Source organism: Serratia sp. 506_PEND (assembly GCF_001076875.1).
GTDB classification, from domain to species: domain Bacteria; phylum Pseudomonadota; class Gammaproteobacteria; order Enterobacterales; family Enterobacteriaceae; genus Serratia; species Serratia marcescens.
In genome coordinates this window covers 1-2,210 of sequence record NZ_JVEL01000406.1, presented here as the reverse complement: position 1 = coordinate 2,210, position 2,210 = coordinate 1, and the positions used below count along the sequence as shown (strand labels likewise).

Annotated in this window: 2 protein-coding genes; both read left to right on the top strand. The window is 54.6% G+C overall.

Going from position 1 to position 2,210, the window contains the following annotated elements:
• Positions 1-1,940 (top strand): phage tail tape measure protein (locus tag ADK28_RS14705; RefSeq protein ID WP_152929702.1); only part of this gene is annotated, 1,940 nt, incomplete at its 5' end.
• A 2-nt stretch (positions 1,941-1,942) separates the two neighbouring features.
• Positions 1,943-2,210, top strand: a 268-nt coding sequence (locus ADK28_RS14700; protein ID WP_048795972.1) for a DNA circularization N-terminal domain-containing protein, incomplete at its 3' end; no start/stop codon positions are given.

Sequence of the window (2,210 nt, the reverse complement as noted above, 5' to 3'; positions counted from 1 at the left end):
CGCTGGGTATTCGTTCCGAGAAGATGATCCAGCGTGAAATCCAGCGTACCGAGGCGGCATACAACCGCCTGGCGAATGCCGGCATTTTGTCTGCTGAAGAACAACAGCGCGCATTTACGGCCATGCAGAGCAAAGTGGCCACATTACGTAAAGAGCTTCAGGGGGCAGCAAAAGACAGTCGCGGGTTTGGCTCCAAGCTGATGTCCTTTGGCGCTGGAGTCTGGGGCGCTAAGCAGGCGATGGCTCCGGCGTTTGATCGGCAGTTGGATTTCAGTGAGCGGCTTGCTTATGTTTCGAACCGTGTTTATGCCGATCGAGGCGTCGATGGGAGGATTGCGGGACAAAAAGAGTTAAATGAAGTCGTCGAAAAGTCGGTCCGCCACGGTAACGGCTCCCCTGATGATGTTCTTGAGGGGCTGGCCACGATGGCCACCTCAGGGGCGTTTAAGCTGGAAGATATCAAAGAACTGCTCCCTACCATAACGGCTTATGCCACCTCGTCAGGCAATAATCCCGCGCTGCTTGCCCAACTGGCAGCGTCCCTCAAGCGCACAGGTATCACAGACAGGGAGATGCCAAACGCGCTCAGTGCTGCCGTTCGCGCGACGCAGATGGGCAGAATGGATCTCGGTACAATGGCTCACGATATGCCAAAGCAACTGGAGGGTGCTCGAAATATCGGCCTTAATGGCAGAGAGGCACTGCAGTGGGTGCTGACCGCCAATGAAACCGCGGCGATCACCGCCGGAACAGAAGAAGAGGCAGCCACTAACGTTACCGATTTTTTTGCAGGTCTGCTGAGTAGCCATACCATCAACAATGCCAAACGAATAAAGGTAAATGGTAAAGGCGTTGACTGGGTAAAATCCATGCGCGACGCCGTCGGTAAAGGGGTTAGCCCGGTCGATGCCTCTATGCAGATATTCAGGCACATCGTCACCAGCGACAAAGATTATCAGCGCTTTCAGAATCGGTTGAAAACCGAGAAAGACCCGGTACAGCGTAAATATCTGGAGTCTCAGTTACAAATTACTGAGGGTAAGTACCTCGCCAAGTTGTGGCCCAACCAGCAAGAGCGTAACGCGGTTATCAGCTTCCAGCATTATCAGAAGGACGCCCAGCGCATCTATAAAGGCACCCAGGATGAAATGGATGCCAAACCCGGCCATCTGGCAGGAGAAGTTGACCTTGGTACTTTAAAACGCAATCCAGGCTATCAACTGCGTCAGGCAAAAAATGAAAAAGAACTCGACGAGAATGATATGACCGCCCCGGTCAACAAGGCGCTGGGTGCGGTTGCAGGGGAGGCCTCGAAGCTGGCGCAAGAGTTTCCTGAGCTGGCGCATGCGGCGGTATTTGCGGCTGATGCGGTTAAAACCTTTGGCTATGCCCTGCTGGCCTCTTCGGCTCTGAGCCTGGTTCAGGGGGGAGCGACATCCGGCATCGGGAAGCGCATTCTGACAAAAGCGGCAGGCGGCGCGGCAAAAACACTCAAATTCATGCCCGAGTATCTTGGTCGGTTTGGCGGTCCGCTTCTTGCCGTTGGTGCCGGTGTGTATGACGCGCATGAAGTGAGCAAGGATACTACGCTGACCGACAAGCAAAAAGACCAGAAATACACGCAGATTGCCGGAGGGGCTGCCGGGGCCTGGGGTGGTGCAGAAGGTGGTGCAGCAGCCGGTACGTTCGTGTTACCGGGTCTTGGTACGGCCATTGGTGCCGTCATTGGCAGTATTGCCGGTTATTTTGTCGGCAACTATGTGGGTGACAAGGTGGGCAAAAACGTCTATTCCGACGATAAGGTCAACCCCATGATGGACCATATCATGCCTGATGCTAATGCTCCCATAGTTAAAAATGAAGTGCATGTCTATGTTGATAGTCAGGAGATCCAGTCTGTCATCGATGATCGCACCCAGCGCGATGGACTGAGGAACTAGCCATGGCCTGGAAAGATGATCTCCTCGACGCCTCGTTCCGGGGCGTTGCCTTCGACTGTATCGATGCGCGGGATACGCTGTCCCGTGACGTTGCCGAGTATCGCTACCCCTATCGGGAAGGGGCTGACGTCGAAGACCTGGGCGGCAAGCCGGATAACATCCGTATGACCGCCATTTTCTTCGGTAACGACTATGAGACCCGGTTGCAGGAGTTTATTAAAGCCATCAATACGCCCGGCAGCGGTGAGCTGATCCACCCGGTATTCGGCT